This window comes from Streptomyces sp. NPDC016469 (assembly GCF_040632905.1).
Classification (GTDB): Bacteria; Actinomycetota; Actinomycetes; order Streptomycetales; family Streptomycetaceae; genus Streptomyces.
In genome coordinates this window covers 41,753-68,746 of the sequence record NZ_JBEYCQ010000018.1, presented here as the reverse complement: position 1 = coordinate 68,746, position 26,994 = coordinate 41,753, and the positions used below count along the sequence as shown (strand labels likewise).

At 71.8% G+C, this 26,994-nt stretch carries 24 protein-coding genes; 3 read left to right on the top strand and 21 right to left on the bottom strand.

From position 1 onward, the window contains the following. Positions 1-34: 34 nt before the first annotated feature. The 13 genes from ABZ565_RS21555 to ABZ565_RS21495 form a co-directional block, all read right to left on the bottom strand. Positions 35-343 carry a DUF2469 domain-containing protein gene (locus tag ABZ565_RS21555; protein WP_018102380.1) on the bottom strand — a complete coding sequence of 103 codons (309 nt, stop codon included), beginning with the start codon at positions 341-343 and terminating at the stop codon, positions 35-37. 67 nt (positions 344-410) lie between these two features. After that, on the bottom strand, positions 411-899 hold the full coding sequence (locus tag ABZ565_RS21550) for an NUDIX hydrolase (protein WP_361029088.1): 489 nt from the start codon (positions 897-899) through the stop codon (positions 411-413). Further along, entirely contained in the window at positions 889-1,638 is a 750-nt protein-coding gene (gene lepB / locus ABZ565_RS21545) for a signal peptidase I (protein WP_361029085.1), read from the bottom strand. The genes ABZ565_RS21550 and lepB (ABZ565_RS21545) overlap by 11 nt, the downstream gene beginning before the upstream one ends. 49 nt (positions 1,639-1,687) lie before the next feature. Beyond that, positions 1,688-2,617: a signal peptidase I gene (lepB, locus tag ABZ565_RS21540; protein ID WP_361029082.1), complete on the bottom strand. Its 930-nt coding sequence runs from the start codon at positions 2,615-2,617 to the stop codon at positions 1,688-1,690. Then, entirely contained in the window at positions 2,614-3,540 is a 927-nt protein-coding gene (gene lepB / locus ABZ565_RS21535) for a signal peptidase I (RefSeq protein ID WP_361029300.1), read from the bottom strand. Before lepB (ABZ565_RS21535) ends, lepB (ABZ565_RS21540) begins: the two co-directional genes overlap by 4 nt. After that, positions 3,422-4,483, bottom strand: coding sequence for a signal peptidase I (lepB, locus tag ABZ565_RS21530; protein WP_361029079.1), 1,062 nt, complete (start codon positions 4,481-4,483; stop codon positions 3,422-3,424). Before lepB (ABZ565_RS21530) ends, lepB (ABZ565_RS21535) begins: the two co-directional genes overlap by 119 nt. Beyond that, positions 4,476-5,258: a signal peptidase I gene (gene lepB, locus ABZ565_RS21525; protein ID WP_361029076.1), complete on the bottom strand. Its 783-nt coding sequence runs from the start codon at positions 5,256-5,258 to the stop codon at positions 4,476-4,478. The genes lepB (ABZ565_RS21530) and lepB (ABZ565_RS21525) overlap by 8 nt, the downstream gene beginning before the upstream one ends. 45 nt (positions 5,259-5,303) lie before the next feature. Beyond that, entirely contained in the window at positions 5,304-5,654 is a 351-nt protein-coding gene (gene rplS, locus ABZ565_RS21520) for a 50S ribosomal protein L19 (RefSeq protein WP_266530958.1), read from the bottom strand. 128 nt (positions 5,655-5,782) lie between these two features. Further along, entirely contained in the window at positions 5,783-6,604 is an 822-nt protein-coding gene (trmD, locus tag ABZ565_RS21515; protein WP_361029072.1) for a tRNA (guanosine(37)-N1)-methyltransferase TrmD, read from the bottom strand. Continuing rightward, the gene (gene rimM / locus ABZ565_RS21510; RefSeq protein WP_361029069.1) at positions 6,604-7,188 is read right to left on the bottom strand and encodes a ribosome maturation factor RimM; all 585 of its coding nucleotides are present in this window, start codon (positions 7,186-7,188) and stop codon (positions 6,604-6,606) included. Before rimM ends, trmD begins: the two co-directional genes overlap by 1 nt. Positions 7,189-7,267: 79 nt before the next feature. After that, the gene (locus ABZ565_RS21505; protein ID WP_005311361.1) at positions 7,268-7,507 is read right to left on the bottom strand and encodes an RNA-binding protein; all 240 of its coding nucleotides are present in this window, start codon (positions 7,505-7,507) and stop codon (positions 7,268-7,270) included. Positions 7,508-7,509: 2 nt separating this feature from the next. After that, positions 7,510-7,944, bottom strand: a complete 435-nt coding sequence (rpsP, locus tag ABZ565_RS21500) for a 30S ribosomal protein S16 (protein WP_164400952.1) — start codon at positions 7,942-7,944, stop codon at positions 7,510-7,512. Between the two features lie 157 nt (positions 7,945-8,101). Continuing rightward, complete coding sequence (locus ABZ565_RS21495; RefSeq protein WP_018521397.1) at positions 8,102-8,695, bottom strand: hypothetical protein; 594 nt, start codon at positions 8,693-8,695, stop codon at positions 8,102-8,104. Between the two features lie 515 nt (positions 8,696-9,210). On the opposite strand from ABZ565_RS21495, the gene ABZ565_RS21490 reads away from it, so the two are divergent. After that, complete coding sequence (locus ABZ565_RS21490; protein WP_361029065.1) at positions 9,211-10,056, top strand: SAM-dependent methyltransferase; 846 nt, start codon at positions 9,211-9,213, stop codon at positions 10,054-10,056. A 61-nt stretch (positions 10,057-10,117) separates the two neighbouring features. On the opposite strand, the gene ffh is transcribed toward ABZ565_RS21490, so the two are convergent. The 5 genes from ffh to ABZ565_RS21465 all read right to left on the bottom strand — a co-directional run bounded on the left by ffh (position 10,118) and on the right by ABZ565_RS21465 (position 17,802). Beyond that, positions 10,118-11,665, bottom strand: coding sequence for a signal recognition particle protein (ffh, locus tag ABZ565_RS21485; protein WP_361029062.1), 1,548 nt, complete (start codon positions 11,663-11,665; stop codon positions 10,118-10,120). A gap of 98 nt (positions 11,666-11,763) precedes the next feature. Continuing rightward, positions 11,764-14,217, bottom strand: coding sequence for a [protein-PII] uridylyltransferase (locus tag ABZ565_RS21480; RefSeq protein ID WP_361029059.1), 2,454 nt, complete (start codon positions 14,215-14,217; stop codon positions 11,764-11,766). Positions 14,218-14,269: 52 nt separating this feature from the next. Beyond that, complete coding sequence (locus ABZ565_RS21475; RefSeq protein WP_018102395.1) at positions 14,270-14,608, bottom strand: P-II family nitrogen regulator; 339 nt, start codon at positions 14,606-14,608, stop codon at positions 14,270-14,272. Continuing rightward, entirely contained in the window at positions 14,605-15,954 is a 1,350-nt protein-coding gene (locus ABZ565_RS21470) for an ammonium transporter (RefSeq protein ID WP_361029056.1), read from the bottom strand. The genes ABZ565_RS21475 and ABZ565_RS21470 overlap by 4 nt, the downstream gene beginning before the upstream one ends. A gap of 375 nt (positions 15,955-16,329) precedes the next feature. Beyond that, the gene (locus ABZ565_RS21465; protein WP_361029053.1) at positions 16,330-17,802 is read right to left on the bottom strand and encodes a hypothetical protein; all 1,473 of its coding nucleotides are present in this window, start codon (positions 17,800-17,802) and stop codon (positions 16,330-16,332) included. Between the two features lie 362 nt (positions 17,803-18,164). Between ABZ565_RS21465 and ABZ565_RS21460 the strand changes: the two genes are divergently transcribed. After that, the gene (locus ABZ565_RS21460) at positions 18,165-18,827 is read left to right on the top strand and encodes a bifunctional DNA primase/polymerase (protein WP_361029050.1); all 663 of its coding nucleotides are present in this window, start codon (positions 18,165-18,167) and stop codon (positions 18,825-18,827) included. A 70-nt stretch (positions 18,828-18,897) separates the two neighbouring features. On the opposite strand, the gene ftsY is transcribed toward ABZ565_RS21460, so the two are convergent. Then, positions 18,898-20,097, bottom strand: coding sequence for a signal recognition particle-docking protein FtsY (gene ftsY, locus ABZ565_RS21455; RefSeq protein WP_361029047.1), 1,200 nt, complete (start codon positions 20,095-20,097; stop codon positions 18,898-18,900). Between the two features lie 124 nt (positions 20,098-20,221). On the opposite strand from ftsY, the gene ABZ565_RS21450 reads away from it, so the two are divergent. Further along, on the top strand, positions 20,222-21,601 hold the full coding sequence (locus tag ABZ565_RS21450; protein WP_361029044.1) for a cytosine permease: 1,380 nt from the start codon (positions 20,222-20,224) through the stop codon (positions 21,599-21,601). Between the two features lie 68 nt (positions 21,602-21,669). Here the strand turns inward: ABZ565_RS21450 and ABZ565_RS21445 are convergent, their stop codons facing one another. Then, positions 21,670-23,094 (bottom strand): sugar porter family MFS transporter, encoded by a 1,425-nt coding sequence (locus tag ABZ565_RS21445; protein WP_361029041.1) that lies wholly within the window; start codon positions 23,092-23,094, stop codon positions 21,670-21,672. 100 nt (positions 23,095-23,194) lie between these two features. Beyond that, a complete protein-coding gene (locus tag ABZ565_RS21440) occupies positions 23,195-26,863 on the bottom strand; it encodes an AAA family ATPase (protein WP_361029038.1) in 3,669 nt (1,222 codons plus the stop codon). Positions 26,864-26,994 lie beyond the last annotated feature (131 nt).

Here is a 26,994-nt window from a genome sequence, read left to right as displayed (position 1 = left end):
GATCTTGGTGGACAAGCGGGTGATTGTGGATAACTCAGCCACTCGGAAGTTCGAGATCGCTCTTGTTGAGCTCCTCGATGTTGACGTCCTTGAACGTGAGTACCCGTACCTGTTTCACGAACCGGGCGGGCCGGTACATGTCCCAGACCCAGGCGTCCGCCATGGACACCTCGAAGAACACCTCGCCCTGGACCGAGTGCACCTGCATCTCGTAGTCGTTGGTGAGGTAGAAGCGCCGTTCGGTCTCGATCACGAATTTGAACAGACCGACGACATCGCGGTACTCCCGGTAGAGCTTCAGCTCCATCTCGGTCTCGTACTTCTCGAGGTCCTCGGCGCTCATTGGCATGTTCCCCTTCAGCCGTGCGTTTCCCCATTGTGCGCCGGGCTGCGGCGCCCCGGCCGGCCGCTCAGCCGCTTCCGGGGGCCAGGTCCACCGGCATACGCGGAGGGCCCTCGTCGAGCAGCCTCCGGAGCAGGTCGGCGAGCCCGGTGGGGTACACCGTCTCACGCGCCGCCGACAGTTCGGCGGAGGTCCACCACCTCAGCCCCGTGACACTGCGGCGTTCCAGCCATGTGTGGCCGCTGGTGTCCGTGGCGGTCTGTGCCGTACGAGCCAGGAAATACCACTCGTCCTGGTCCCATCGCCGGCCGTCGAAGGTGAAGGAGCACCGGCGCCGCCAGATCACCGGGCCCAGTTCGGCGTGGGTGATCCCGGTCTCCTCGGCCAGCTCGCGCAGCGCGGCCCGCTCGTGGGTCTCGTCGCCCTCCAGACCGCCGCCCGGGGTGAACCACCAGGTGCGGTCCGGGGCCTCCGGTTCGAAGCCGTGCATCAGCAGAATGCGGTCGTCCGGATCGAGGAGCACCAGGCGGGCGACCCTGCGCACCTCAGCGGACATGCGCGGCCGCCTCGGGCTTCGGGCTCCGCTTCGGCCGGGAGGCACGGGCCGCGAGCGGGCCGTACGCCGCCCCGCCCAGGATGAGCACGATGCCCGCCGCCACGGCGGTCAGCTGGAGCCCCAGCGGCCCGGCCGATGAGACACCGCCCGGCAGCGCGGCGAACGCCTCGGGCCGGTCGATCATGGAGCCCAGCGGCCAGGCGACGGCGTCAATCCTGGACTCCACGGCGTCGCGGGGCACCGAGCCGTGCGTGGCGTCCTCCAGGTGGACCCGGGAGTCCAGCGAGACCGTGCGGTCGTCGCCCAGCAGGAAGATCTGGCCCTCGGGCACCTCGGCGGTGAAGTCCTGGGCCGAGGCGCGGGCGGACGACCGCAGATACGGTTCGTCGATGGGTATGCCGTTCACTGTGAGGCGGCCGTCCTCGCCGCAGCAGGCGATCTTGTCGCCGCCGACTCCGACGACCCGCTTCACCATGGGTGTATCGCCCCACTCCGGGTCGTTGAACACCACCACGTCACCGCGCCGGACCTCGCTGCCGTCCACGCGCTGCGCGAGGACCTTGTCGCCCGCGTTGACCGTCGGTGTCATCGATCCGGTGGGCACCGTGTACGGCTGGTAGCAGAACGCGCCCCAGACGAAGCCGCCGAGGAAGAGCAGGCAGCCGAGGGCCACCGCGGCCCCGGACAGCCTGCTGCCGAGCCGGCCGCGGCCGTCATCCGTACGACCTGTTGCACCCATACCGGCGTCCCCCATCGGAGATCGACAATCGCTGATCCGCGTGCGCACCCTACCCGGCAGTACGCCCGGCGGTCAGCCTCCGCCTGCGCCGGAGCACGAACGGGACCGCGCCCGCGAGCCCGAGGACGCCCGGTGCGGCACCGGCCGCGGCGCTGATCCCGGGTTGGTCGAAGGTGTCCGGGACGGACAGCACGGACCAGCGGTTCACCGGCCAGGCGACGACCACGGCCCGGCCCACGACCTGGCTCACCGGCACGAAGCCCTTGTTGACGTCGTCGGTGTGGTAGCGGGAGTCCGCCGAGTCCTGGCGGTGGTCGCCCATCACCCAGATCTTGCCGTCCGGCACCTTGAACGGCCCGAAGGGCATGTCGTCGCAGGGGCTGTTGCCCTCGAAGATGAAGGACTTGTCGTCCAGCGCCTTGCCGTTGACTTCGACCGGGCCGCCCTTCTTGCACTCCACGGTGTCACCGGCGACCGCGATCGTCCGCTTGATCAGGTCCTTCTCCTCGGCGGACGGCATCAGTCCGACGAAGCTCAGGAACTTCTGCGCGGCGTTGGGGGTCGGGGTCGGCTCGCCTTCGAGCCACTTGTCCGGGTCGTGGAAGACGACGACCTCGCCGCGCTCCGGCTCCGACCCGAACCACGGCGTCAGCTTGTCCACCAGGACCCGGTCGCCCCGCTGCAACGTGTTCTGCATCGAATCCGACGGAATCGAGAACGCCTGCACCAGAAACGTCTTGATGAACAGGGCCAAAACCAGCGCGATGCCGATGAGGAGCGGCAGCTCCTTCCAGAACGGGCGGTTGTTCTTCTTCTTGGCGGCGGTGCCGTCCTTGCTGTCGGTGCCGCTGTCCGTTCCGGCCTCCGGCTCGGTGGCGGAAGGCTCCGTGGCGGAAGGCTCCGTGGCGGCAGGCCCGACGGCGGAAGGCTCCGCGGACCGCTCCTGTTCGGACCGTGCTCCGTCTGCCAGGTCGCTCACGCGTCGTTCCTCACTGTGCCGGCGGTCGTGGTCCGGCGCCGCCTGCGCCAGAGCACCAGGGGGACCGCGCCCGCGAGCCCGATCACCCCGGGGGCCGCAGCGGCGGCGGCGTTGATGCCGGGCTGGTCGAAGGTCTTCGGGACCGGGAGGGTCGCCCAGCGGCTGACCGGCCACGCGATCACGATGGCCCGGCCGACCACCTCGTCGTTGGAGACGGTGCCGCCACCCGGCAGGTTCTGGTGGTAGCGGGAGTCCAGGGAGTTCTGCCGGTGGTCGCCCATGACCCAGATCCGGCCCTTGGGCACCTTGATCGGCCCGAACGGCTCGTCGTCGCAGGCGCTGTTGCCCTCGAAGATGAAGGACTTGTCGTCCAGCGCCTTGCCGTTGACCTGGACCGGGCCGCCCTTCTTGCACTCCACGGTGTCACCGCCGACCGCGATGACCCGCTTGATCAGGTCCTTCTCCTCGGCCGAGGGCATGAGACCGATGAAGCTGAGGAACTTCTGCACCGCGTTCGGCTCGGGTGCCTGGCTGTCCTCCAGCCAGCCGCCCGGGTCGTGGAAGACGACGACCTCGCCGCGCTCCGGCTCCGACCCGAACCACGGCGTCAGCTTGTCCACCAGGACCCGGTCGCCCCGCTGCAACGTGTTCTGCATCGAATCCGACGGAATCGAGAACGCCTGCACCAGAAACGTCTTGATCAGCAGCGCCAGGACCAGGGCGACGCCGATGAGGAGCGGCAGCTCCTTCCAGAACGGGCGGGGATTCTTCTTCCGGGCCGTGCTGCCCCCGGACGCGCCGCCGTCACCTTCCGTCCCGCTCACCGTCGTCCCGTCCTCCGCCGCACCGGCGGACTCGGAATGCGCCGAAGGGCCCGGCCGGTCCTCGGGTTCGTCGCGTCCGGATCGTGCGCCGACCGCCAAATCCCCCACATCCACTCCTTACTCCGTGCCACCGCCCGCGTCCTAGCCGACGCAGGCCCACCACTCCCATAACGAGCGGGAGTTCCGCAGGGGTCGGGAGCCGGATCAATCCGCCTGGATCACTGGACACACTATTCGACGGCCCCGAGGCCGCCCCCGTACCGGCGCGCGCGTCCGGGACCGAGGCGAACGCCGCGCGCTCCGCAAGGCCGGCCCAGTGCCCGAAGGGCCAGACGATCCATGTGGCCCGTCCCACGACCGCGTCCTCGGAGATCGTGCCGTCCGCCGTCCTGTCCATGTGGAAGCGCGAATCGGCGGAATTGGAGCGGTGGTCGCCCATGACGAAGAGGCGGCCCGCCGGAACTTTTACCTCGAATTTGATGGTGGAGGGTGAATCCCCGGGATAGACGTACGGTTCCTCGACCGCGACGCCGTTGACGAGGAGCCTCCCGTCCGGAGCACAGCACTTCACGGTGTCGCCGCCGACGGCCACGACCCGCTTGATCAGGTCCTGTTCGTCGTCCGACGGCAGCAGCCCGACGAAGGTGAGCACCTGCTTCACCTGCTTGACGACGACGGGTGACTCCCCGGAACTCTCCGGGTTCGGCGGCGGCCAGTCGGAGGGGTTGTGGAACACGACGACGTCGCCGCGCTGCGGCTTCGAACCGAACCAGGGCGTCAGCTTGTCCACGAGCACCCGGTCGCCGATCCGGATGGTCTGCTCCATCGACCCGGACGGGATCACGAACGCCTGTACGAGGAAGGTCTTGAGGACGAGCGCGATCAGCAGCGACACCGTGATGAGGAGCGGGATCTCCCGCACGGCCGACCGGCGCCGCTTGCGCTTCACCTTGCGGGCCAGCTTGCGCCGCTCCGCCCTGGTGGGCAGGGAGCGCGCCTCTCCGTCCGCCGCCGGGGCACCGTGGCGCCCGTGGCTACCCATGGGTGGGGCCGGGCGCCGGTACGGAGTCGAAGGCGGCTGTTCCCGGCAGCGAGCCCACTCGGCCGAGGGGCCAGCCCAGCCAGTCGACCCGCCCGATCACCCGGTCCACCGGCACCACGCCACCGCCCGGCTCCCCCAGGTGGTCGCGGGAGTCCCGGGAGCGGGCGCGGTGGTCGCCCATCATCCACAGGGTGCCCTCCGGCACCACGATGTCGAAGGGGACCTTCGAGGGCGCGTCCCCGGGGAAGAGGTAGTCCTCGTCCAGCGGCCGGCCGTTGACCTCGATCCGGCCCCGCGCGTCGCAACAGACCACCCGGTCGCCCCCCACGCCCACCACCCGCTTCACGAAGTCGGTCTCGGCGGGCTCGGCGAGACCGAGGGAGGCGGCGGCCCCGTGCAGCAGCGCGGTGACGGGGTTCTGCTCCACCCCCTCGCGAACGAACGAGCCGGTGCCGTCAAAGACCACCACGTCACCACGGCGGGGCACTCCGCCGAAGCGGTACGCCAGCTTGTTGACGAGCACCCGGTCGCCCACCCGGAGCGTCTGCTCCATCGAACCGCTGGGGATCAGGAAGGGCTGCACCACGAAGGTGCTGAAGAGCAGCACGAACACCGCACAGACGGCGCCGAGCCCGAGCGTCCCCCGCCAGGACAGCCGCCACGACAGCAGTCCGGTGAGCCGGTCGCGGACACGCGAAGAGCGCGACCCCTCCCCCGGACCCGTATCGGGTGCGAAGGAGCGATCGCGCTCCTGGAGTTCTGCTTGCGTGTCCATCGGGGCCAGAGCTTAACCGGACACCCTGTGGACGAGGCAGTCAGCTCAGCGGTCGCGCTTCTCCTTGATCTTCGCGGCCTTGCCGCGCAGCTCACGGAGGAAGTACAGCTTGGCGCGACGGACGTCACCGCGGGTCACGAGCTCGATCTTCTCGAAGATCGGGCTGTGCACCGGGAAGGTGCGCTCGACGCCGACGCTGAAGGAGACCTTGCGGACCGTGAAGGTCTCGCTGACGCCCGCGCCCTGGCGGCGGATGACGACGCCCTTGAACTGCTGGACACGGGAGCGGTTGCCCTCGATCACGCGGACGTGGACGTTGACCGTGTCACCCGGGCGGAAGGCCGGGATGTCGGTACGCAGCGACGCGGCATTGACGTCGTCGAGCAGGGAAGCCATGTTGTCTGCTTTCTTCGCCGATGCCACAGGTCATCGACGGGAGAGTGATGAATTCTAGGGGCCGGTCGCGTCGGACGGGCGTCGTGTCCCCCTGTGGCAGGGGCGCACGTTGGACGGACGGCAGCGGCCTATTCTTCCACGGCCTCGGGCCTGCGCCAAAATCGGCCACCCGGCTCCGGGGACCAGCCGAGGATGGAAAGCATCTCCCGGTCCTTCTTGTCGAAGGCCGACGCCTCGCACCGCTCGATCAGATCGGGCCGGTTGGCGGCCGTACGCCGCAGCGCCTCGTCCCGCCGCCAGCGGGCGATCCGCCCGTGGTGGCCGCTGAGCAGCACGTCGGGGATGTCCCGGCCGCGCCACTCGGGCGGCTTGGTGTAGACCGGGCCCTCCAGCAGATTGGCCATCGCGCCGGGGGCGAAGGAGTCGTCCTGGTGGGAGGCCGCATTGCCGAGGACGCCGGGCAGCAGCCGGGCCACCGCCTCGGTGATCACCAGCACCGCGGCTTCCCCGCCTGCCAGCACGTAATCGCCGATGGACACCTCGACCACCCGCATCCGGGTGGCGTACTCCTCGGTCACGCGCCGGTCGATGCCCTCGTAGCGGGCCGGGGTGAAGACCAGCCAGGGCCGCTCGGAGAGTTCGACGGCGAGTTCCTGCGTGAACGGCCGTCCGCTCGGCGTGGGCACCACGAGGACCGGGGAGTGCGCGCCGGCCTCGTAACCGTCCGCTAGGGCCTCGTCCAGGGCCTCGCCCCACGGCTCGGTCTTCATGACCATGCCGGGGCCGCCGCCGTACGGGGTGTCGTCCACGGTGTTGTGCCGGTCGTACGTCCAGTCGCGGAGGTCGTGCACATGGACGTCGAGGCGGCCGGCCGTGCGGGCCTTGCCGACCAGCGAGACGTTCAGCGGTTCCAGGTACTCGGGGAAGATCGTGACGACGTCGAGCCGCATCAGGCGTCCTCGGCCTTCGACGCGGAGCCCCCGGCCTCGGACTCCTCCTCGCGCGCGGAGGCCACGACCGCCTCGCTCGCGTCGATCAGGCCCGGCGGCGGGGTGATCACCGCGCGCTGCTCCTCCAGGTCGATCTCGGCGACGATCTCCTCCACGAACGGGATCATCACCTCGCTGCCGTCCGGCCGCTCCACGATGAAGAGGTCCTGCGAGGGCAGATGCGTGATCTCGGTGATCCGCCCGATCCCGGTGCCATCGGCGAGGACCACGTCCAGGTCCATCAGCTGGTGGTCGTAGAACTCCTCCGGGTCCTCGGGGAGCTCCGCCGGATCGACGTCGGCGATCAGCAGGGTGTTGCGCAGCGCCTCGGCGGCCGTACGGTCCTTCACGCCCTCGAAGCGCAGCAGCAGCCTGCCGCTGTGCACCCGGCCGGTCTCGATCGTCAGCGGGCCGGCCGTGGCGGGGTCGGTGGCCAGGACGGCGCCGGGCGCGAGCCGCAGCTCCGGCTCGTCCGTACGCACCTCGACGGTGACCTCGCCCTTGATGCCGTGGGCGCGACCGATCCGCGCGACTACCAACTGCACCTGATATCTCTCCTGTCGTACGACGACGGGCCGGGGCGGGCGCTTGGCCCTCCCCGGCCCGTGCCGGTGTTCAACTCTGTCAGCGAACCTGGTCCACATCGACGAGGTCGACGCGGATGCCACGGCCGCCGATGGCGCCCACGACGGTACGCAGCGCGCGAGCGGTGCGGCCGTTGCGGCCGATCACCTTGCCGAGGTCGTCGGGGTGGACCCGGACCTCCAGCACGCGGCCACGGCGCAGGTTGCGCGAGGCGACCTGCACATCATCGGGGTTGTCGACGATGCCTTTCACGAGGTGCTCGAGAGCCTCCTCGAGCATGCTCAGGCCTCGGTCGACTCGGCGGAGGCGGCAGCTGCCTCGTCCGCCTTCTTGTCGGCCTTCTTCGCCTTCGGCGTGATGGCCTCGCCCTTCGACTCCTCACCGTCACCGGCGAGGGCCTCGAACAGGGCGCGCTTGTCGGCCTTGGGCTCCGGCTGCAGCAGCGGCGCGGGGGCCGGGAGGCCCTTGTGCGCCTGCCAGTCGCCGGTGAGCTTCAGGATCGCGAGAACCGGCTCGGTCGGCTGGGCGCCGACGGACAACCAGTACTGCGCACGCTCCGAGTTGACCTCGATGCGCGACGGGTTCTGCACCGGGTGGTACAGACCGATCTCCTCGATGGCCCGGCCGTCACGGCGGGTACGGGAGTCGGCGACGACGATGCGGTAGTGAGGCGAACGGATCTTGCCCAGACGCTTCAGCTTGATCTTGACTGCCACGGAAGTGGTGTCTCCTGGTCTATGACGTGGTTGGGCACAACGAAGATGCCACGTGGGGTTGCGGTACTCGGGTGCCCGATGGACGCGTCAGCCGGAGGAGAGAGGGGTCCTGTGCGACTGTCGAGTACAGCTAGCCATTGTGCCACACCCCATCGGCTCACCCCACCGCGACCGCGGTCTCCGGGATCCTGAACGGCTTTCCGCAGCCGCCGCAGACGATCGGCGCCTGGGCGAGGACCGAGGGGACCACGCGCACGTTACGCCCGCAGTCGCAGACGGCCTTGACCCGCACACCTCCTCCGGAGGAGCCGTGCCGGGCGGCAGGGCCGCGGAAGGAGCGCTTGGTGTCGGCGGCGGTGGCCACGGTGTGCGCCTTGAGGGCGCGCTGGAGCCGTTCCGTCGTCGGCCGGTAGCGGCGCTTGGCCTCGGGGTTCAGCGTGACCAGCGAGAAGCCGCTGCTGGGATGGGGCTCCTCGGCATGGTCGAGGCCCAGCTCCTCGGCGATCGCCAGGAATCGTCGGTTGTGATAACGGCCGGCGCGTGAGGTGTCGCGGACACCTCGGGCGGCGGCGATGCCGTGGACTGCCTCGTGGAGCAGTCGCTCGAAGGAGAGTTCGGCGCCACAGGCGGACGAGGACTCTCCGATCAGGGATTCGGGTGCGGCGAGATCGGGCAGCTCGGGGTGGTACCGCTGAATGTCGGCCCACGCCTGCGCCAGCTCTGCGGCAAGTACAGGTGGTGTCGTGCTCACGTCGTGAACAACGAGCGCGGGGCCCTCGGTGTTCCGATTCCGGGCCATCCCAAATATTTTGCACGTACCAGTCGGTTGACCTTCATGCGTCGCGACGAGGGCGGGTGCGCTGATCTGCGGAGAAGCCTCACAGCTCACACCAAGCCGGTACGTAGCGGCGCGTACGCCTGCGCGCGTAGACGCGGTACGCGCCCCCTCCGGGCGCGGACGGCAGGGGCGAGGGTACCCGCACCGCCCTGACGTGCTCGACGTGCCTCCACCGGCGTGTCGGGTGAGACTGGACCGGCAGAGAACGGGACGGACCCCCGGGGGCGTTCCCGCCGTCCGGGTGCGCCGGTGCCGTCGTGCGCCGGACGGCAGTGCGGACAACCACGCCCGGCAGACCTCTGGACGCGGCGGCGGATGCGCAGTTCTCTGGCATACGGGGGAAGCGCGCGTCACCTGGACGGGACGGCCGTCCACTCGGGCACGACCGATCGGCAGAACCGGCAACCTCGGCGATTGGGGCGCATTCCATGACACCAACGCTCGTTCGGCACCACCGGCACACGGAGTCGTCCGCCCCCGCGGACGGCGCCTCCCGCGCCCGCGACTGGGCGGAGATCCAGGAACGGATGCTGGCACCGCTGTACGAAGCGGTGTACACGCGGCTGGAGGTGGGCCCCGCGACGCGGATGCTCTCGCTCGGCTGCGGCTCCGGCCTGGCGCTGCTGATGGCCGTGGGCCGGGGCGCCGGGGTCACCGGCGTGGACACCGACCCCGACCGGCTCGCCCTGGCCCGGGCCCGGCTGCTGCCCGCACCGGAGGACCGCGGCGCACCCGCCGCCGCCCCGCTGCTCACGGACAGCGTCGCCGCCGCGGCGGACGGCGGGCCGCACAACCTGATCACCGCGTTCACCCCGATCGGCTGCGAGGCGGGCGACGGCGAGGATCTGGTGCGGGCGCTGGAGACCGCCGTGCCGTCGGCGGGCCGGCACGCCACGGTCGTCCTGACCGGCTGGGGCCCGCCGGAGCGGTGCGCCACCGAGGCGGTGCTCCGGGTGGCCGGGCGGCTCGCCGACGACGGGCGCGGACCGGGCGGCGGCTGGCGCGGACCGCGCCGCGACGATCTGGAGGACGTGGCCTCCCGGTCCGGGCTGCGGCCGGACGGATCCGGCCGGGTGGCCTGCCCGTTCGGTTACGCGGACATGGACAGCGCGGTACGCGGCCTGCTGTCGACCCGGCTGTTCGAGGCGGCGGTCCGGGCGACGGACCGGTGGCAGGTGGAGAAGGAGCTGGCCGAGGCCCTGCACCCGCACCGGCTGCCGGACGGCACGGTGTGGATGTCCAACGTGTTCCGGTACGTGGTCTGCACGACGTGAACGTACGCCGGAGGGGCGCCCACCACATACGGTGAGCGCCCCTCCGGCATGACGTGGGCCGTCAGCCCATGAACTTCTTGAACTCGTCCGGCAGCTCGAAGTTCTGGGCGTCCTGACCGGCCGGGAGACCGGGGACGCCGTTCTGCGCGGCCTCGCGGCGGGCGGCCGCGGCCTGCTCCTCGGCCTTGCGCTTCATCGGGTTGCCGCTCTTGCGCTTGCCCTTGGCCTGCTTGACCTGCTTCTTCTGCCGGCCTGGGCCGCCGCCCATGCCCGGCATCCCGGGCATCCCCGGCATGCCGCCGCCCTGCGCCATCTTCGACATCATCTTGCGGGCCTCGAAGAACCGCTCGACCAGGCCCTTGACGGCGGAGACGTCGGAACCGGAGCCCTTGGCGATACGGGCGCGGCGCGAGCCGTTGATGATCGTCGGCTCGGCGCGTTCCTTCGGGGTCATCGACTTGATGATCGCGGCCATGCGGTCGATGTCGCGCTCGTCGATGTTGTTGATCTGGTCCTTGATCTGACCCATGCCGGGGAGCATGCCGAGCAGCTTGGAGATGGAGCCCATCTTCCTGACCTGCTCCATCTGGGCCAGGAAGTCGTCGAAGGTGAAGTCCTTGCCCTTGCTGGACGCCAGCTTGGAGGCCATTTTGGCGGCCTCTTCCTGGCTGAAGGTCTTCTCCGCCTGCTCGATCAGGGTGAGCAGGTCACCCATGTCGAGGATCCGGGACGCCATGCGGTCCGGGTGGAACGCGTCGAACTCGTCCAGCTTCTCGCCGTTCGACGCGAACATGATCTGCTTGCCCGTGACGTGGGCGATCGACAGGGCGGCGCCACCGCGGGCGTCACCGTCGAGCTTGGAGAGCACCACGCCGTCGAAGCCGACGCCGTCGCGGAACGCCTCGGCGGTGTTGACCGCGTCCTGACCGATCATCGCGTCGACCACGAACAGGATCTCGTCCGGGCTGACGGCGTCGCGGATGTCCGCGGCCTGCCGCATCAGCTCCTGGTCGATGCCGAGGCGGCCGGCGGTGTCCACGATCACGACGTCGTACTGCTTGGTCCGGGCGTGCTCGATGGAGTCCTTGGCGACCTGGACCGGGTCGCCGACGCCGTTGCCCGGCTCGGGGGCGTACACCGCGACACCGGCGCGGTCGGCGACGACGCTCAGCTGGTTGACGGCGTTGGGGCGCTGGAGGTCACAGGCGACGAGCAGCGGGGAGTGGCCCTGGCCCTTGAGCCAGAGGCCGAGCTTTCCGGCGAGGGTCGTCTTACCGGCACCCTGGAGACCGGCGAGCATGATCACGGTGGGCGGGTTCTTGGCGAACCGCAGCCGCCGGGTCTCGCCGCCGAGGATGGAGATGAGCTCCTCGTTGACGATCTTGACGACCTGCTGGGCGGGGTTCAGCGCCTGCGAGACCTCGACGCCGCGCGCCCGCTCCTTGACGTTGGCGATGAAGGACCGGACGACGGGCAGCGCCACGTCGGCTTCGAGCAGGGCGATACGGATCTCGCGAGCCGTGGCGTCGATGTCCGCCTCGGACAAGCGGCCCTTGCCCCGGAGGTTCTTGAAAGTCGCGGCAAGGCGGTCGGAGAGAGTATCGAACACGGCGCTCGTCGGTCCTCAGGGTCGGGGGCGGGTCGGGTCAGTAGGCTCCCAGGGTATCCGGACGCCGGAGAACGCCAAGACCTCGCCCGGTCCCGGTCTCAACCGAGCGCCTTCTCGACCTCCTGGGCCAGCTCCGCCGCCCGGGCTGCCAGCAGCGGCTCCCCGTCCACGTCCGTGACGTAGAAGGCATCGACGGCGTTGGCCCCCAGCGTCGACACATGCGCGCTCCGCACCCGTACCCCGCTCCGCTCCAGCGCGTGCCCGATGCGGTGCAGCAGCCCGGGGGCGTCCTGCGCGCGCACCTCGATCACCGTGGCGAGCCGGGAGCCCGCCGGGGCGACCGTCACCCGGGGCGGCGGCGCCTTCACCCCGCGCCGCCGGGGATAGGCCGCCTCCCGCTCGGCGAGGCGGGCGGGGATGTCCAGAGTGCCGTCCAGGGCGCGTACGAGGTCGGCGCGCAGCCGGTCCGCCCGGGGCAGCGAGCCGTACTCGGCGGCCACCCGCCAGCTGAGCAGCAGCAGGTCCGCGGAGTCCCCCAGCTCCGTGGGCAGCTCCACGGCGCGCAGGTCGGCGGCGCGGACGGTGAGGCGGTGCAGGGCGAGGACGCCGGCGGCGGCGGGCAGCACGCCGGGCCGGTCGCGGAGCGCGATGAGGAGTTCGACACCGACCGGTTCGGGGCCGTCCTCCTCGTGCGGGGTCTCGGGCCGGGTGTGCAGGGCGAGGACGGGGGTGCCGGTGCGCAGCGCCTCGATCGCCAGGCGTTCCTGCTCGGCGCCCGGAGCGGCGGGCTCGGGCTCCTCGGGGGCCTCCCCGGCCAGGACCTGGGCGACGCGCCTGACGAGGTCGGTGACGAGGGAGGCGCGCCAGGCCGACCAGGCGGCGGGCCCGGTGGCCAGCGCGTCGGCCTCGGTGAGCGCGTGCAGCAGCTCCAGGGTGGCGGCGCTGCCGACGGCGTCGGCGACGGCGCGGACGGTGGCCGGGTCGTCCAGGTCGCGCCGGGTGGCGGTCTCGATGAGCAGGAGGTGGTGGCGTACGAGGGCGGCGACGACGCCCACGTCGTGCTGGTCGAAGCCGATGCGGGCGACCATGTCGCGGGCGATGACCTCGCCGGCGACGGAGTGGTCACCGGGCCAGCCCTTGCCGATGTCGTGCAGCAGGGCGGCGATGAGGAGGAGGTCGGGGCGGCCGACGCGGCGGGTGAGCGAGGCGGCGCGGACGGCCGTCTCGACCAGGTGGCGGTCGACGGTCCAGGTGTGGACGGGGTTGCGCTGGGGGCGGCAGTGGACGCGTTCCCAGTCGGGCAGGAGGCGGGTGATCAGCCCTTCGGCCTCCAGGGCCTCCCAGACGGGGATCGTGGCCTCGCCGGCGCCGAGGAGGGTCACCAGCTCCTCGCGGGCCTCGGCCGGCCAGGGCACCGGGAGCGGCTGGGCGGCGGTGGCGAGGTGGCGTACGACGTGGCGGGAGAGCGGCAGTCCGGACTGGGCGGCCGCGGCGGCGGCGCGCAGGACGAGCACCGGGTCGCGTTCGGGCCGGGCGGTGCGGGCGAGCACGGCCTCGCCGTCGGCCTCCACGACTCCGTCGGCGAGCGGGGTCCGGTCGGGGGCGGGGGTCCGGCCGCCGCCGAGCAGGGCGCGCAGCCGGGGCCGGGCGGAGCGGGCGCGCAGGACCCGGCCGACCTCGCGCCAGGTGACGTCGGCGGCGTACGAGACAGTGCGGGCGGCCTCGTAGACCTGGCGCAGCAGGGCGTCGGCGTCGAGGAGGCCGAGGGCCTGGGCGACCTGGTCCTGTTCCTGGAGGGCGAGGCGGTCGGTGGCGCGGCCGGTCGTGAGGTGGAGGGCGTCGCGGGCGTCGAGGAGGGTGCGGCGGGCCTCGGCGAGTCCTTCGCGGGGGGCGTCGGCGAGCCAGGAGGCGGCGACAGCGCGCAGGGCGGTGACGTCGCGCAGGCCGCCGCGGGCCTCCTTGAGGTCGGGTTCGAGGAGGAACCGCAGTTCGCCGTGGCGTTCGGCGCGTTCGCGGCAGAGTTCGTGGAGGTCGGGCAGGCGCTTGGGTGCCTGGTTGCGCCAGTCGGCGAGGATCGCGGTGCGCAGGGACGCGACGAGGCCGAGGTCGCCCGCGACGGGGCGGGCGTCGAGCAGTCCGAGCTGGACCTTGAGGTCGTCGGCGGCGGTCTTCCGGGCCTCGGCGGGGGTGCGTACGGAGTGGTCGAGGGCGAGGCCCAGGTCCCAGACGGGGTACCAGATCCGGTCCGCGAGGGCGGCTACGGCCGTGGCGTCGGCGGTGCCGTCGTGCAGCAGGAGGAGGTCGAGGTCGCTGCGCGGGGAGAGTTCGCCCCGGCCGTAGCCGCCGACGGCGACGAGGGCGGCGCCCCGGACCCCGGCGTGCCGGGCGGCGCCGGTGAACAGGGTGGTGAGCCAGTCGTCGGTGAGGGCGGCGAGGGCCGCACGGCGCGGCGGCCCGGGCCGCTCCTTCTCCTGGAGAAGGCGCAGCCGGGCCGCCGCATAGCCGCTGGGGCGCGAGTCCTCGGATTCGGTGGTCGCTTCGATGCTCGTCACCCAGCTGCCCTTTCCGTATGCGGAACCGTGCGAAACAGTCGGCGGGGGCCGGTCAGAGGGCGTCCGGGCCGCGTTCGCCCGTACGGACCCTGACGGCCGTCTCGACGGGGACCGTCCAGACCTTGCCGTCACCGATCTTGCCGGTTCGGGCGGCCTTGACGACGACGTCGAGGAGCTGTTCGGCGTCCTCGTCCTCGACCAGGACCTCGATGCGGATCTTGGGGACGAGGTCGACGGTGTACTCGGCGCCCCGGTAGACCTCGGTGTGGCCGCGCTGCCGTCCGTAGCCGCTGGCCTCGGTGACGGTGAGGCCCTGGACGCCGAATGCCTGGAGGGCTTCCTTGATCTCGTCGAGCCGGTGGGGCTTCACGACTGCGGTGATGAGCTTCATGCGTCCACCTTCTTGTTCGTCGGGGCGGCCGGGCCGGGGGCGGGGGCGGCGGTCCGGGAGGCCGCGCCGCCGCCGGCGCCGCTGAAGTCGTACGCGGTCTCGGCGTGTTCGACCTGGTCGATGCCGGAGACCTCGTCGTCCTCGTCCACGCGCATTCCGAGGACCTTGTCGACCAGGAAGGCGAGGAGCGCGGAGACGACGAGAGAGTACGCGAGGACCGCGAAGACGCCGACGGCCTGCTTGCCGAGCTGGTCGAGGCCGCCGCCGTAGAAGAGGCCCTTGGCGTCGGACTGGACGCCGCCGGTGGCGAAGAGGCCGACGAGCAGGGAGCCGAGGATGCCGCCGACGAGGTGGACGCCGACGACGTCGAGGGAGTCGTCGTAGCCGAACCTGTACTTGAAGCCGACGGCCATGGCGCACAGCACACCGGCGATGGCGCCGACCGCGATGGCGCCGAGCGGGCTGACCGCGCCGCCTGCCGGGGTGATGGCGACAAGTCCGGCGACCGCGCCGGACGCGGCGCCCAGCGTGGTGAAGGCGCCGTGCCGGATCTTCTCGTACGCGAGCCAGGCGAGCATCGCCGCAGCGGTGGCGACCTGGGTGTTGACGAACATGACCGCGCCCACGCCGTCGTCGTTGCCGAGCCAGGAGCCGGCGTTGAAGCCGAACCAGCCGAACCAGAGGAGACCGGCGCCGAGCATGACGAGCGGCAGGCTGTGCGGCCGCATCGGGTCCTTCTTGAAGCCGACGCGCTTGCCGATCACCAGGATCACGCCGAGGGCGGCGGCACCCGCGTTGATGTGGACGGCCGTGCCCCCGGCGAAGTCGATGACGCCCAGCTCGAACAGCCAGCCGCCCGCACCCCACACCCAGTGCGCGACCGGGAAGTAGACGACGGTGACCCACAGCGTGATGAACAGGGCCCAGGAGGTGAACTTGACCCGGTCGGCGAGGGCACCGCTGATCAGTGCGGGCGTGAGGACGGCGAACATCAGCTGGAACACGGCGAAGACGTAGACCGGGATGGTGTAGCCGTCCCAGAGTTCGGTGACGCCGATCCCGCTGAGGCCGAGGAAGTCCTGGCTCCAGCCGATGACCGATCCGGCGTCGGTCCCGAAGGCGAGGCTGAAGCCGTACAGCACCCACAGGACCGTGACGATCCCGAGGCTGATGAAGCTCATCATCAGCATGTTGAGGGTGCTCTTGACGCGGACCATGCCTCCGTAGAAGAAGGCGAGGGCCGGGGTCATGAGCATCACCAGGGCCGAGCAGATGAGCATGAAGCCGGTGTTGGCGGCAGACAGCGTCGGGGTGTCTGCGGCAAGCGTCGTGATGCCTGGGGGCATCGGCGTCTCCTCGTCGTCGGTGCGGCCGCGTGCGGGCGGTGGGGGCACAACCACTGCGGGACCACTGGGAACGTGCGGGCCGGTTATGAGCCACGAGGTTCGCCCAGCGCCGTTTCGGCCGGTGCGCCGCGATGTTTCGCGGCAGTGACGAAGGGAAGCGACGTGTTACGTCCCCATGAACCGCGTGTGCCGTACCCGCGCTCGCGCCCACTCTGCGGCCCGGGCCGCATACGGTGCGGTTACGACGCTCCGGCAGGGGAACGACCACACGAACCGGCCACGGCGATCACCCGTTGACCTGGCAATGGGGGGAGCCGAAGTCGGTCTGTGCTGGGTGATCGTCGTGGCCGGGGTCTGAGGGCCCGGTGGCCGTCGCTAGACGGTTTCCACGGTCTCGGGCAGCTGTTCGATGAGGAGATCGGTGAGCCGGGCGACCTCCGGCACGTCCCCGAAGTCCCTGGCGGCGGTGTCCACGGTCTTGCGGAGCCGGGTGTTGACCCGCTCGGACCGCACCTTCTTCGCGACGCGCAGCGCCCGCTCGGCCGGCACGGTGGACGCCTCTGGCTCGCCCTTGAGGAGGTGGACGGTGGCGAGGCCGATCAGATTGAGCGCGTAGGAGCGCTGGTGCTCGTCGTCCTCGCCGAAGAGCTGGACCGCCTTCTGCATGACGGGCTCGGCGAGCGAGGCGTACGTGGGGCTGCGGCCGGCCACGTAGGCGAGGTCCCGGTACGAGTGCGAGTTCTCGCCGTTGAGCTCGGCCTCGGAGAAGAAGCGGATCCAGTCGGGCTCGGGCTCGCCGTCGACCCCGGCGTCCAGGAAGGTGTCCTCGGCCATGCGGACCGCCCGCTTGCACTTGCTGGGCTGGCCCATGTTGGCGTAGGCGCGGGCCTCCATCGCGTACAGCATGGCCTGCGTGCGCGGGGTCGCGCAGTCGCGGCTGCCGTACTGGGCGAGGTGGATCAGCTCCAGGGCGTCGTCGGGGCGGCCGAGGTGGATCATCTGCCGGCTCATGCTGGACAGGACGTACGAGCCGAGCGGCTTGTCGCCGGCCTCCTTCGCGGCGTGCAGGGCGAGCACGAAGTACTTCTGGGCAGTGGGCTGGAGGCCGACGTCGTAGCTCATCCAGCCCGCCAGCTCGGCCAGTTCGGCGGCACAGCGGAACAGGCGCTTGGAGGTGGCGGCGGGCTGGGGCTCCTGGAGCAGGTCGGTGACCTCGTGGAGCTGGCCGACAACGGCCTTGCGGCGCAGTCCGCCGCCGCACTGCGCGTCCCACTGGCGGAACATCGCGGTGGTCGACTCCAGCAGGTCCAGCTCGGGGCCGGAGAGCCGGGAGGGGCGGCGGGCGGCTGCGGGGTCCGGTTCGGCGGCGGGGGCGGCCGCGACCGGCACCAGCCAGCGCTGCATGGGCTCGATGAGCGCGGGGCCGGCGGCGAGGGCGAGGGAGCTGCCGAGGAAGCCCCGGCGGGCGAGCATCAGGTCGCTCCGCGAGAACTCGCTGAGCAGGGCGACGGTCTGCGGGCCCGCCCACGGCAGGTCCACACCGGCCACGGAGGGTGCCTGGTGCGGGGTGCGCAGCCCCAGGTCCTCGACGGCGACGACGCTGCCGAAGCGCTCCGAGAACAGCTCGGACAGGATGCGCGGGATCGGCTCGCGCGGCTGCTCGCCGTCGAGCCAGCGCCGCACCCGGGAGGTGTCGGTGCTGATGTGGTGGGCGCCCATCTGGCGGGCGCGGCGGTTCACCTGCCGCGCCAGCTCGCCCTTCGACCAGCCGCTGCGCACGAACCATGACCCCAACTGCCCGTTCGGGCGCTTGCCGGCATTCGTCTCGCCTGCGCCGCTGCCACTCACGGATAAGCCCCCATCCCGCCGAATACGTGTCGCGCGAAGCATTATCAGAATGCCTCGAACTCATGCTGCTCGTACGGGCGTTGGGCCCGATCGAACAGAAAACCGGGTTGCCTGCGGCATACCCACGGGCGCACATACTTCCATGGTTCGTGTACCGACGGTAATCCTACGATCACGGGCCCCGCGAGGCCCTTTGCACAATCGCCACCATTCGCCACCCCTTCGATTGAACGCCACCCCGGTGGGTCGCGATTCACTTGACAGGACGATTCGCACGGGCGCGAGGAAGCGCCCGGGGGGCGCGCGGGCGGTTGCACGCTCCTCTTCGTAACCACCGGCGAACCGGACCCGTTGGAGGGGGCATGGGCTTCACGATCGGAATCCGCGAGATGCGCACCGGCGCACGGCGTCGCGCCCGTGCCGCCGCCGGCGGTACGGAGGTGGCGGAGTACACCGGGCTGTGGGGCTGGGCCGTGGTGCCCGGGGCCCGGGCGGCGGGCGGCGTCTGCTCCTGCGGGGACCCCGGCTGCGCCGCCCCGGGAGCGCACCCGCTGGAGTTCGCCCGTGAGGTGCCCGCCGGGGCGACGCTCGACGCGGCGGCGCGCGCCTGGGCCGAGGTGCCGGGCGCCGCGATGATGCTCCCCGTGGGCCGGAGCTTCGACGTGCTCGACGTGGCGGAGGGGGCCGGGCGCCGGGCCCTGGTGCGGATGGAGCGGATGGGCCTGCCGCTGGGCCCGGTCTCGGTGACCCCGCAGGGCCGGGCCCAGTTCTTCGTCGCGCCGGGGGCCGCCGACGAGCTGCCCCGGCTGCTGTACCGGATGGGCTGGGACGACGCGGGGCTCGATCTGCGGGCGCTCGGCCGGGGCGGCCACATCACGGCGCCGCCCTCGGACCGGGGCGGGCTCGGCCCGGTCCGCTGGCTGCGGGCGCCGGGGCCCGACAGCGCGACGCCGCCGGAGGCCCGGCTGCTGCTGGGCACACTGGCGTACCTCTGTCACCGGTGGGCGGCGCCCTGCGGCGGCTGAGCCGCGTACCACCGCGCAGCAAGAAGCCCGGCCGCACGAAACGGCCGGGCTCCGGACTGTCCGGTGGGGGTCAGTCCCCGATCAGCGCGTCCACGAACGCCTCCGGCTCGAACGGGGCCAGGTCGTCCGGGCCCTCGCCGAGTCCGACGAGCTTGACCGGGACGCCCAGCTCGCGCTGGACGGCGATGACGATGCCGCCCTTGGCGGTGCCGTCCAGCTTGGTGAGGACGATGCCGGTGATGTCGACCACCTCGGCGAAGACCCGCGCCTGCACCAGACCGTTCTGCCCGGTGGTGGCGTCCAGGACGAGCAGCACCTCGTCCAGCGGGCCGTGCTTCTCCACGACCCGCTTGACCTTGCCCAGCTCGTCCATGAGCCCGGTCTTGGTGTGCAGCCGGCCGGCGGTGTCGATGAGCACCACGTCGGCGCCCTCGGCGATGCCCTCCTTGACGGCATCGAAGGCGATGGACGCCGGGTCGCCGCCCTCGGGGCCGCGCACGGTACGGGCGCCGACGCGCTCGCCCCAGGTCTGGAGCTGGTCGGCGGCGGCGGCGCGGAAGGTGTCGGCCGCGCCGAGCACGACGCTCCGGCCGTCGGCGACGAGCACCCGGGCCAGCTTGCCGGTGGTGGTGGTCTTGCCGGTGCCGTTGACGCCGACGACCATCACGACGCCGGGGGTCTCCAGGCCGCCCTCCGTCTTCACGGCGCGGTCGAAGCCGGTGCCGAGCTGGGCGAGCAGCTCCTCGCGGAGCAGGGCGCGCAGCTCGTCGGGCGTGCGGGTGCCGAGCACGCGGACGCGCTCGCGGAGGCGCTCGACCAGTTCCTGGGTGGGGGCGACGCCGACGTCGGCGGTGAGGAGGGTGTCCTCGATCTCCTCCCAGGTGTCCTCGTCCAGATTGTCCCGGGACAGGAGCGCGAGGAGCCCCTTGCCGAGGGTGTTCTGCGAGCGGGCGAGGCGGGCGCGCAGCCGGACGAGCCGGCCGGCGGTGGGCTCGGGGACGTCGAGCGCGGGGGCGGCGGGCGCCTCCGGCTCCACGGTCTCCGGCTCGGCCTCGGCGGGCGGGGCCGCGACGTCCTCGATGGTGCGGCGCGATTCCTCGCGCGGCTCTTCGGCCTCCTCGCCGACACGGGGCTCGGCGGGAGGTGTGATGGTCGGCGTGCTCGACGGTGCCGGGGGCAGCTGCTTCTTCTTGCGGCTGCTGACCACGAGCCCGCTGATCACGCCGACCGCGACCAGGGCGATGACTACAGCAAGGATGACGAATTCCATAACCCACCCAGTATCAGTCACCCGGACCGGCAATCGGGGAAGGGACGGGTGCGGCACCGGATCGCCGGCCCGTGCGGCCTCGCGGTCGTTACGCCCGGTATGCCGGAAAGGTACGATCCTGGCCGTGGAGACCCGTGGCCTGGACCCCGTGCCCGACGAGGAGCGCACCGGCCGGGTCCGCGCCCTCTTCCCCACCTGGGCCACGGCCAACATGACCGTGCTGCTCCTCACGGTGGGCGCGGGACTCGTCGTGCTGAACGGGCTGGATATCCGGCAGGTGCTGGTGGCTGCCCTGGTAGCCCCCCTGGTCTCGTTCGGCCTGGTCGGCTTCGTCTCGCTGGCCGGGAAGCGCGGCGGGGCCCCCGGCATGGCACTGTCGCGGGCGGTCTTCGGCGTACGGGGCAATCTGGCGCCGGGGGCGCTGATCTGGGTGGCGCGGTGGGGCTGGGAGACGATGAACGCGGTCACCGGCGCATACGCCCTGCTGACCGTGGGCGATGTGCTGTTCGGGGTCCGGAGCACGCCCGCGCTGATCATGGCGACGCTGCTCGCGTTCGTGGCGGGCAGTTTCCTGCTGTCGGGGCTCGGGCTGCGGGCGCTGCGGGTGTGCTGCACCTGGTCGGCGTACCTCTTCGGCGCCTTCAGCGTCCTGGTGGTGGCGCGTCTGGCGGTGACGGCGCCGTGGCGCGCGGTCCTCGACCAGCCGCCGGGACCGGTGTCGATGGTGATCGCGGGCATCGGCACGCTGACGGCCGGGGGGATCAGCTGGGCGCCGTCCGGTCCGGACTTCACCCGCTATCTGCCGCGTGCCGCACCGGGCCGGGCGATGGTCGCGGCGACGGTGGGCGGGGCGCTGGTGGTGCTGGTGCCGCTGGTGGTGATGGGGGCGGTGATGGCGGTGCGGACGCCGGAGCTCGCGCTGACCCGTGATCCGGTCTCCTTCATCGGCGTCCTGCTGCCGACCTGGCTCTCCGTCCCGTATCTGGTCGTCGCGGTCACGGGCATGGTGCTGATCAACGCGCTGTCGATGTACTCGGCCGGGTTCACCGCGCAGACCCTCGGCTTCATCGTGCCGCGCGCCTGGGCCGTCGGGGTGAACGCGGCGATCAGCCTGTTCCTGGGCGCGCTCCTGATGATGGTGGCGAGCAGCTTCATCGACGCCTTCGTGTCGTTCCTGCGGCTGCTCGCGGTGACGTTCTCGGCGTGGATCGGGGTCTTCGCCACGGACATGCTGCGCGGCCGCGCCTACGACCCGGTGGCGCTCATGGACACCGGCCGGGGCGGTGCGTACTGGTACACGGGAGGCGTCGCGTGGCCCGCCCTCGGGGCGTGGGGTGCGGGTCTCGCGGTGGGGCTGCTGTTCACCGGCGTGGAGTGGTTCACCGGTCCGCTGGCCGGTACCTGGCCTGGCCGCAGCGGCCTGAGCTGGGCGGTCACTGCGCTCGTCTCGGGCGGCCTGTACGCGGTGCTGCCGCGCCCGGGCCGGCCGGACGCCGGCGGCTGAACCCCGTACGGCCCCGCTCACCTGACGCGAGCGGGGCCGTACGGCTTCGAGGAGCGGGTGGCAGGGTGTCAGCCCATCTCCTCCAGCGCCTTGCCCTTGGTCTCCTTGACGAACTTGATGACGAAGGGGATCGAGAGCGTCGCGAAGCAGGCGTAGATGATGTACGTGCCCGACAGGTTCCAGTCCGCGAGGCTCGGGAAGCTGGCGGTGATCGCCCAGTTGGCGATCCACTGCGCGGAGGCGGCGACGCCGAGCGCGGCGGCGCGGATGCGGTTGGGGAACATCTCGCCGAGGAAGACCCAGACCACCACACCCCACGACAGGGCGAAGAAGAGCACGAAGACGTGGGCGGCGACGAGGGCGACCGCGCCCTGGGCGGTCGGCAGCTTGCCGTCGACCAGGTCGGCGGAGAAGGCCCACGCCTCGAAGGCGAGGGCGACGGCCATGCCGCAGGAGCCGACGAGGGCGAGCGGGCGGCGGCCGACGCGGTCCACCAGGATCATCGCGATGACGGTACCGATGATGTTGACGATCGACGTGGTGAACGACCAGAAGAAGGAGTCCGTCGGGTCGATGCCGACCGACTGCCACAGCGTCGCCGAGTAGTAGAACGCCACGTTGATGCCGACGAGCTGCTGGAACACCGACAGGCCGATGCCGACCCAGACGATCGGCAGGAAACCGAAGCGGCTGCCGAGCAGGTCCCTGAAACTCGACTTGTGCTCACGGCGCATCGCCGTCTCGATCTCCTCGACGCGCGCGTCCAGGTCGACGTCCTTGCCCTCGACCTCTTCGAGGATCTTCCGGGCCCGTTCCCGCTTGCCGATGGAGAGCAGGAAGCGCGGCGACTCGGGGATCGCGAACGAGAGCAGCCCGTAGAGGATGGCGGGCACGACCATCACACCGAGCATCCACTGCCAGGCTTCGAGCCCGCCGATCTTGCCGCGCTGATCGCCGTCGGCGATCTGCAGGATGCCGTAGTTGACGAGCTGGGAGATGGCGATACCGATGACGATCGCGGCCTGCTGGAAGGAGCCGAGGCGGCCCCGGTAGGCGGGCGGCGAGACCTCGGCGATGTAGGCGGGGCCGATCACCGAGGCCATGCCGATCGCGAACCCGCCGATGATGCGCCACATCGCCAGGTCCCAGAGCGCGAACGGGAGCGCGGAGCCCACGGCGCTGATGGTGAACAGGACGGCGGCGATCTGCATGCAGCGGATGCGTCCGATGCGGTCGGCGATCCGGCCGGCCGTGGCGGCGCCGATCGCACAGCCGATGAGCGCGATGGCGATGACCTGGGCGAGTGTTCCGGAGCCGATGTCGTAACGGTGGCGGATCGCCTCGACGGCACCGTTGATCACGGAACTGTCGTAGCCGAACAGGAACCCGCCCATCGCGGCCGCGGCCGTGATGAAGATGACATGGCCGAGGTGGTCCGGGTGGGCCGTGCGGGCCCCGGACTCCGGTCCGGATCCTGGCGATGTACTGGTCACGTAACGCCTCCCTGGGGCGGGGCCGCGGCATCGGACATGGGTGAGCTGATCTCAAGTGGCGCACAACTTCGGCCCCGCCACCACTCGGGTACCCCAGGGCTCAGCGAAGACGCTGACTGATCACCTTCGAGACGCCGTCGCCCTGCATCGAGACGCCGTACAGGGCGTCGGCGACCTCCATCGTCCGCTTCTGGTGCGTGATGACGATGAGCTGCGAGCTCTCCTGGAGCTCCTCCATGATCCGGATCAGCCGCTGGAGGTTGGTGTCGTCCAGCGCCGCCTCGACCTCGTCCATCACATAGAACGGGCTGGGCCTCGCCTTGAAGATCGAGACCAGCAACGCCACGGCCGTCAGGGACCTTTCGCCACCGGACAGCAGGGAGAGCCGTTTGACCTTCTTGCCCGGCGGCCGGGCCTCGACGTCCACACCGGTGGCGAGCATGTTGTCGGGATCGGTCAGGATCAGCCGCCCCTCACCGCCCGGGAAGAGGCGCGAGAAGACGCCCTCGAACTCGCGCGCCGTGTCCCGGTACGCCTCGGTGAACACCTGCTCGACCCGCTCGTCGACCTCCTTGACGACCTGGAGCAGGTCGGCCCGGGTCTTCTTCAGGTCCTCCAACTGCTCGGAGAGGAACTTGTGCCGCTCCTCCAGCGCGGAGAACTCCTCCAGGGCGAGCGGATTCACCTTCCCGAGTTGCTGATACGCCCGTTCGGCCGACCGGAGCCGCTTCTCCTGCTCGGCCCTGACGAACGGCCGGGGCTGGTTACGGGGATGCTCCGGGTCCTCCGGCAGCTCCTCGCCCTCGGCGGGCGGCGACGGCGGCACCGGCTGGTCGGGCCCGTACTCGGCCACCAGACCGGCAGGCTCGACGCCCAGCTCCTCCAGCGCCTTCGTCTCCAGCTGCTCCATCCGCAGCCGCTTCTCGGCACCCAGCACCTCACCCCGGTGCACCGAGTCCGTGAGCTTGTCCAGCTCCCCCTTGAGGTCCCGGCCCCGCAGCCGCTCCGCCGCCAGCTCGCGCTCCCGCTCCCCCCTGGACGCCTCGGCCGCCGCCCGTTCCCGCTCCGCCCGTACGACGGACACCTCGACGTGCGCCAGCAGCTGCCGGGCCCCCGAGGCCACGGCCGCCGCCACCTCCGCCTCGTGGCGCAGCCGGGCGCGCCGCCGCTCGGCCCGGGCCCGCGCCTCGCGCTCGGCGCGCGCGGCCCGGTTCAGCGAGTCGGCGCGCCCGGCGAGGGCTTTGACGCGTTCCTCGTGCGTACGGACCTGGAGACGGGCCTCCATCTCGGTCTGGCGGGCGTTGGCTCCGTCGGCCGCGAGCCGGTCGCGCACGCCGGTGTCCGGTTCGTCGTCGGCGCCCTCCCCGGCCGCCTCCTCGGCGACGAGCAGCCGCTCGGCCAGCTCCTCCGCCTCCTCGGTGGCCCGCTCCAGCGCCTCCTGGGCCCGGGCGGCGGAGGCGTCCATGCGCTCGGCCTCACCGGCGGCGCCCCGCGCCTGTCCGGCCAGCCGTCCGAGCTGCTGGGCGACCCCGGAGCGCTCCCGCTCGACGGCCCGGCGCCGCTCCCCCAGCTCCTCGACCAGCGCCGCCGATGCGGTCCGCCGCCCGGCCGCGAGGCGCTGTGCCTCGGCCAGTTCGGTGCACCGCACGGCGAGCCCGGCCAGCTCGGCCGCGGCTTCGTCCACGGACGCCTGTACTTCGAGGAGGCTGGGGGCCCCGGCGGAACCGCCGTGCGCGAAGTGGGCGGAGAGCAGGTCGCCCTCGGCGGTCACCGCGGTCAGCTCCGGGTGCGCGGCGACCAGGTCCTCGGCGTCCTCCAGGGTCGCGACGACCACCATGCCCCGCACCAGCCTGCGGACGGCGGCCACCAGTTCGACGGGGCCGCTGACGAGATCGGCGACGGCGGACTGCCGGTCCGTGGCGGGGGCCAGCACCTGCGCGGCGTGCTCGGGTGCCCCGGCCTCCCTCACGGTCTCCGTGGCCTGGCCGGGGAGCGTCACGTGGGCGGCGCCTTCGGGGTGCGGCGGGTGTGCCTGCCCGGGTACGTGCCCGGGGGCGCCCAGGAGCAGGGCCGCGCGGCCCGCATCCTCCTTGCGCAGCAGCCGGATCGCCTCGGCCGCCGTGGCCGGGTCCGTGACCGCGACGGCGTCCGCCGCCGCGCCCAGCGCCGCCGCCACCGCGACCTCGTGGCCCGGGGCCACCGTCAGCAGTTCGGCGGCGGGCCCGAGCAGGCCGGTGAGGCGGTCGCGGGCCCCGAGCAATGCCCCCGTGCCGTCCTTGCGCCGCAGCCCGAGGGCGAGCGCGTCATGCCGGGCCGCGACGGCGGCGCGCTGCCGTTCGGCGGCGGTGGCCTCCTCGCGGGCCCGGGAGTGCGCCGCCTCGGCCTCCTTCAGCGCGCGGCGGGCGGCCTCGTGCTGTTCGCCGAGTTCGGTGTCCCCGGCGTCCAGGCCGTCGACCTCGGCCTTCAGCTCCTCGTACTCCTCCTGGGCGGCGACGGCCCGCTCCCGGGCCTCGTCGCGCGAGGCGGAGAGCCGGTCGATCTCCGCCTGGGCGGAACCGGCGCGGCTGCGGGCGGCGTTGACCTGGCCGTGCAGCCGGGCGAGCCCTTCGCGGCGGTCGGCCAGGGCCCGGGCGGCGTCCTTGAGGCGGCGCTCCTCGGCGGCCAACTCGCGCTCCAGCTCGGCACGGTGGGAGGCGGTGTCGTCCAGCGCGTGTTCCGCCGCTTCCAGGGCGGCGGTCAGCTCGGCCTCCTGCTCGCGGATGCGGGCGGCCTCGCGCTCCATGTCCTCGGGGTCGCGGCCCCGGCGCTCCTCCTCGGGCGGCGCGGTGGCGCTCTTCACCCGGGCGTCGGCCAGCGAGATCGTGCCGCGTACCCGCTCGGCGAGCTGCGACAGCTCGTACCAGGTCTGCTGGGCGCGCTGGAGCCTGGGGGTCAGGCGCCGTACCTGGTCCTCCAGTTCGGCCTCGCGGGCGAGGGCGGCCTTGAGCTCCGCCTCGGCGGCCTCCCGGCGCTGTTTGAGCGCGGCCTCGTCGGCGATCTCGCTGCGCAGGGCGGTGCGCAGCGTCACGAGGTCGTCGGCGAGGAGGCGCAGCCGGGCGTCGCGCAGGTCGGCCTGGATGACGGCGGCGCGGCGGGCCACGGCCGCCTGCCGGCCGAGGGGCTTCAGCTGTCTGCGCAGTTCGTCGGTGAGGTCCTGGACCCTGGCGAGGTTCGCCCCCATCGCGTCCAGCTTCCGCAGCGCCTTCTCCTTGCGCTTGCGGTGCTTGAGGACGCCGGCCGCCTCCTCGATGAAGGCACGGCGGCCCATGGGGTCGGCATGCAGGACGGAGTCCAGCTGGCCCTGGCCGACGATGACGTGCATTTCGCGGCCGATGCCGGAGTCGGAGAGGAGTTCCTGGATGTCCAGCAGCCGGCAGGTGTCGCCGTTGATCTGGTATTCGCTGCCGCCGTTGCGGAACATGATCCGCGTAATGGTGACTTCGGCGTACTCGATGGGCAGGGCGCCGTCGGAATTGTCGATCGTCAGCGAGACCTCGGCCCGGCCCAGCGGCGGCCGGCCGGTGGTCCCGGCGAAGATCACGTCTTCCATCTTGCCGCCGCGCAGGGATTTCGCGCCCTGTTCTCCCATGACCCAGGAGAGCGCGTCCACCACATTGGATTTGCCCGACCCGTTGGGCCCGACGACGCAGGTGATGCCGGGTTCGAACCGCAGCGTCGTGGCGGAGGCGAACGACTTGAAACCGCGCAGGGTCAGGGCCTTGAGGTGCACGCCGCCGGACTCTACCTTTCGCTCTCGGTTTCGCTGATGAAGGTGCAGGGCACATCAGACGGTAAGGGAAGGGGTGTACGTCCGGGGCGGGACCTGCGCGAGGCGGGGGAAAAGAAAAAAGGGACGCCGAA